Origin of the sequence: Bacillus mesophilus (assembly GCF_011008845.1) — a bacterium.
Lineage (GTDB): Bacteria > Bacillota > Bacilli > Bacillales > SA4 > Bacillus_BS > Bacillus_BS mesophilus.
Map to the genome: position 1 here is coordinate 1 of NZ_JAAIWM010000020.1, position 4753 is coordinate 4753.

Here is a 4753-nt window from a genome sequence, read left to right on the forward strand (position 1 = left end):
TTATTCCCTCAAAACTAGATAATGTTTCGTATATAAGATTGTCTTTTTATATGGTTAAGTCCTCGACCTATTAGTATCTGTCAGCTCCACGTGTCGCCACGCTTCCACCTCAGACCTATCAACCTGATCGTCTTTCAGGGGTCTTACTTCAAAGAATGGGAAATCTCATCTTGAGGGGGGCTTCATGCTTAGATGCTTTCAGCACTTATCCCGTCCACACATAGCTACCCAGCGATGCCCTTGGCAGAACAACTGGTACACCAGCGGTGTGTCCATCCCGGTCCTCTCGTACTAAGGACAGCTCCTCTCAAATTTCCTACGCCCACGACGGATAGGGACCGAACTGTCTCACGACGTTCTGAACCCAGCTCGCGTACCGCTTTAATGGGCGAACAGCCCAACCCTTGGGACCGACTACAGCCCCAGGATGCGATGAGCCGACATCGAGGTGCCAAACCTCCCCGTCGATGTGGACTCTTGGGGGAGATAAGCCTGTTATCCCCGGGGTAGCTTTTATCCGTTGAGCGATGGCCCTTCCATGCGGAACCACCGGATCACTAAGCCCGACTTTCGTCCCTGCTCGACTTGTAGGTCTCGCAGTCAAGCTCCCTTGTGCCTTTACACTCTACGAATGATTTCCAACCATTCTGAGGGAACCTTTGGGCGCCTCCGTTACATTTTGGGAGGCGACCGCCCCAGTCAAACTGCCCACCTGACACTGTCTCCCAGCTCGATCAGAGCTGCGGGTTAGAATTTCAATACAGCCAGGGTAGTATCCCACCGACGCCTCCACCGAAGCTAGCGCTCCGGTTTCTCAGGCTCCTACCTATCCTGTACAAGCTGTACCAAAATTCAATATCAGGCTACAGTAAAGCTCCACGGGGTCTTTCCGTCCTGTCGCGGGTAACCTGCATCTTCACAGGTACTATAATTTCACCGAGTCTCTCGTTGAGACAGTGCCCAAATCGTTACACCTTTCGTGCGGGTCAGAACTTACCTGACAAGGAATTTCGCTACCTTAGGACCGTTATAGTTACGGCCGCCGTTTACTGGGGCTTCAATTCAAAGCTTCGCTTGCGCTAACCTCTCCTCTTAACCTTCCAGCACCGGGCAGGTGTCAGCCCCTATACTTCGCCTTGCGGCTTCGCAGAGACCTGTGTTTTTGCTAAACAGTCGCTTGGGCCTTTTCACTGCGGCTCTCTCGGGCTTTCACCCTATCAGAGCACCCCTTCTCCCGAAGTTACGGGGTCATTTTGCCGAGTTCCTTAACGAGAGTTCTCTCGATCACCTTAGGATTCTCTCCTCGCCTACCTGTGTCGGTTTGCGGTACAGGCACCTCTCACCTCGCTAGAGGCTTTTCTTGGCAGTGTGGAATCAAGAACTTCGGTACTATATTTCCCTCGCCATCACAGCTCAGCCTTATGGTAAGCGGATTTGCCTACTTACCAGCCTAACTGCTTGGACGCGCACTTCCAATCGCGCGATTCTCTATCCTTCTGCGTCCCCCCATTGCTCAAACGGTGAGGAGGTGGTACAGGAATATCAACCTGTTGTCCATCGCCTACGCCTTTCGGCCTCGGCTTAGGTCCTGACTAACCCTGAGCGGACGAGCCTTCCTCAGGAAACCTTAGGCATTCGGTGGACAAGATTCTCACTTGTCTTTCGCTACTCATACCGGCATTCTCACTTCTAAGCGCTCCACCAGTCCTTACGGTCTAGCTTCAACGCCCTTAGAACGCTCTCCTACCAATGTCGTTAGACATTCCACAGCTTCGGTGATACGTTTAGCCCCGGTACATTTTCGGCGCAGAGTCACTCGACCAGTGAGCTATTACGCACTCTTTAAATGGTGGCTGCTTCTAAGCCAACATCCTGGTTGTCTGGGCAACTCCACATCCTTTTCCACTTAACGTATACTTTGGGACCTTAGCTGGTGGTCTGGGCTGTTTCCCTTTCGACTACGGATCTTATCACTCGCAGTCTGACTCCCGAGTATAAGTCTTTGGCATTCGGAGTTTGACTGAATTCGGTAACCCGATGAGGGCCCCTAGTCCAATCAGTGCTCTACCTCCAAGACTCTCAAACTCGAGGCTAGCCCTAAAGCTATTTCGGAGAGAACCAGCTATCTCCAGGTTCGATTGGAATTTCTCCGCTACCCACACCTCATCCCCGCACTTTTCAACGTGCGTGGGTTCGGGCCTCCATTCAGTGTTACCTGAACTTCACCCTGGACATGGGTAGATCACCTGGTTTCGGGTCTACGACCACGTACTAAATCGCCCTATTCAGACTCGCTTTCGCTGCGGCTCCGTCTCTTCAACTTAACCTTGCACGGGATCGTAACTCGCCGGTTCATTCTACAAAAGGCACGCCATCACCCATTAACGGGCTCTGACTACTTGTAGGCACACGGTTTCAGGATCTATTTCACTCCCCTTCCGGGGTGCTTTTCACCTTTCCCTCACGGTACTGGTTCACTATCGGTCACTAGGGAGTATTTAGCCTTGGGAGATGGTCCTCCCTGCTTCCGACGGGATTTCTCGTGTCCCGCCGTACTCAGGATCCACTCAGGAGGGAACGAAGTTTCAGCTACAGGGCTGTTACCTTCTATGGCTGGCCTTTCCAGACCGCTTCACTTACCTCGTTCCTTTGTAACTCCATGTTGAGTGTCCTACAACCCCAAGAGGCAAGCCTCTTGGTTTGGGCTTCTTCCGTTTCGCTCGCCGCTACTCAGGAAATCGCGAATTGCTTTCTCTTCCTCCGGGTACTAAGATGTTTCAGTTCCCCGGGTCTGCCATCATCACCCTATGTATTCAGGTGAAGATACTACCCCATTACGAGCAGTGGGTTTCCCCATTCGGAAATCTCCGGATCAAAGCTTACTTACAGCTCCCCGAAGCATATCGTTGTTAGTCACGTCCTTCATCGGCTCCTAGTGCCAAGGCATCCACCGTGCGCCCTTAACAACTTAACCGTTGTTAAAGATCATTCGATCTATTTCTTGACTTTTCTTACATACGAATTGCATTATCTAGTTTTCAAAGAACAGGCTTTTTTGCTGTTAGGCAAAATAAGCATCCATCTTGACGAAGTCAAAATGCCGAGAGAATGATTCTCTCAAAACTAAACAAAACGTTCAAGCGTCATTTTATGGAAACGAAAGTTTCCAATATTCCTTAGAAAGGAGGTGATCCAGCCGCACCTTCCGATACGGCTACCTTGTTACGACTTCACCCCAATCATCTGTCCCACCTTCGGCGGCTGGCTCCAAAAGGTTACCTCACCGACTTCGGGTGTTACAAACTCTCGTGGTGTGACGGGCGGTGTGTACAAGGCCCGGGAACGTATTCACCGCGGCATGCTGATCCGCGATTACTAGCGATTCCGGCTTCATGCAGGCGAGTTGCAGCCTGCAATCCGAACTGAGAATGGTTTTATGGGATTTGCTCGACCTCGCGGTTTTGCTGCCCTTTGTACCATCCATTGTAGCACGTGTGTAGCCCAGGTCATAAGGGGCATGATGATTTGACGTCATCCCCACCTTCCTCCGGTTTGTCACCGGCAGTCACCTTAGAGTGCCCAACTTAATGCTGGCAACTAAGATCAAGGGTTGCGCTCGTTGCGGGACTTAACCCAACATCTCACGACACGAGCTGACGACAACCATGCACCACCTGTCACTCTGTCCCCCGAAGGGGAACGTCCTATCTCTAGGATTGTCAGAGGATGTCAAGACCTGGTAAGGTTCTTCGCGTTGCTTCGAATTAAACCACATGCTCCACCGCTTGTGCGGGCCCCCGTCAATTCCTTTGAGTTTCAGTCTTGCGACCGTACTCCCCAGGCGGAGTGCTTAATGCGTTAACTTCAGCACTAAAGGGCGGAAACCCTCTAACACTTAGCACTCATCGTTTACGGCGTGGACTACCAGGGTATCTAATCCTGTTTGCTCCCCACGCTTTCGCGCCTCAGCGTCAGTTACAGACCAGAAAGTCGCCTTCGCCACTGGTGTTCCTCCACATCTCTACGCATTTCACCGCTACACGTGGAATTCCACTTTCCTCTTCTGTACTCAAGTCCCCCAGTTTCCAATGACCCTCCACGGTTGAGCCGTGGGCTTTCACATCAGACTTAAAGGACCGCCTGCGCGCGCTTTACGCCCAATAATTCCGGACAACGCTTGCCACCTACGTATTACCGCGGCTGCTGGCACGTAGTTAGCCGTGGCTTTCTGGTTAGGTACCGTCAAGGTACCGCCCTATTCGAACGGTACTTGTTCTTCCCTAACAACAGAGCTTTACGACCCGAAGGCCTTCATCGCTCACGCGGCGTTGCTCCGTCAGACTTTCGTCCATTGCGGAAGATTCCCTACTGCTGCCTCCCGTAGGAGTCTGGGCCGTGTCTCAGTCCCAGTGTGGCCGATCACCCTCTCAGGTCGGCTACGCATCGTCGCCTTGGTGAGCCGTTACCTCACCAACTAGCTAATGCGCCGCGGGCCCATCTGTAAGTGATAGCCGAAGCCATCTTTTATTCAGTCACCAGGTGGTGTCTGAAGTTATCCGGTATTAGCTCCGGTTTCCCGAAGTTATCCCAGTCTTACAGGCAGGTTGCCCACGTGTTACTCACCCGTCCGCCGCTAATCTCCGAAGAGATTCGCTCGACTTGCATGTATTAGGCACGCCGCCAGCGTTCGTCCTGAGCCAGGATCAAACTCTCCAATAAAGTGTTTGATTGCTCATTACACCGGCAATCTACT

At 52.1% G+C, this 4753-nt stretch carries 2 rRNA genes; both read right to left on the reverse strand.

The features are described from left to right. Positions 1 to 50: 50 nt before the first annotated feature. Positions 51 to 2974, reverse strand: a 23S ribosomal RNA gene (locus G4D63_RS21585). Positions 2975 to 3180: 206 nt separating this feature from the next. Further along, positions 3181 to 4719 (reverse strand): 16S ribosomal RNA (locus tag G4D63_RS21590). Together the 16S and 23S rRNA genes form the textbook arrangement of a ribosomal RNA operon. Positions 4720 to 4753 lie beyond the last annotated feature (34 nt).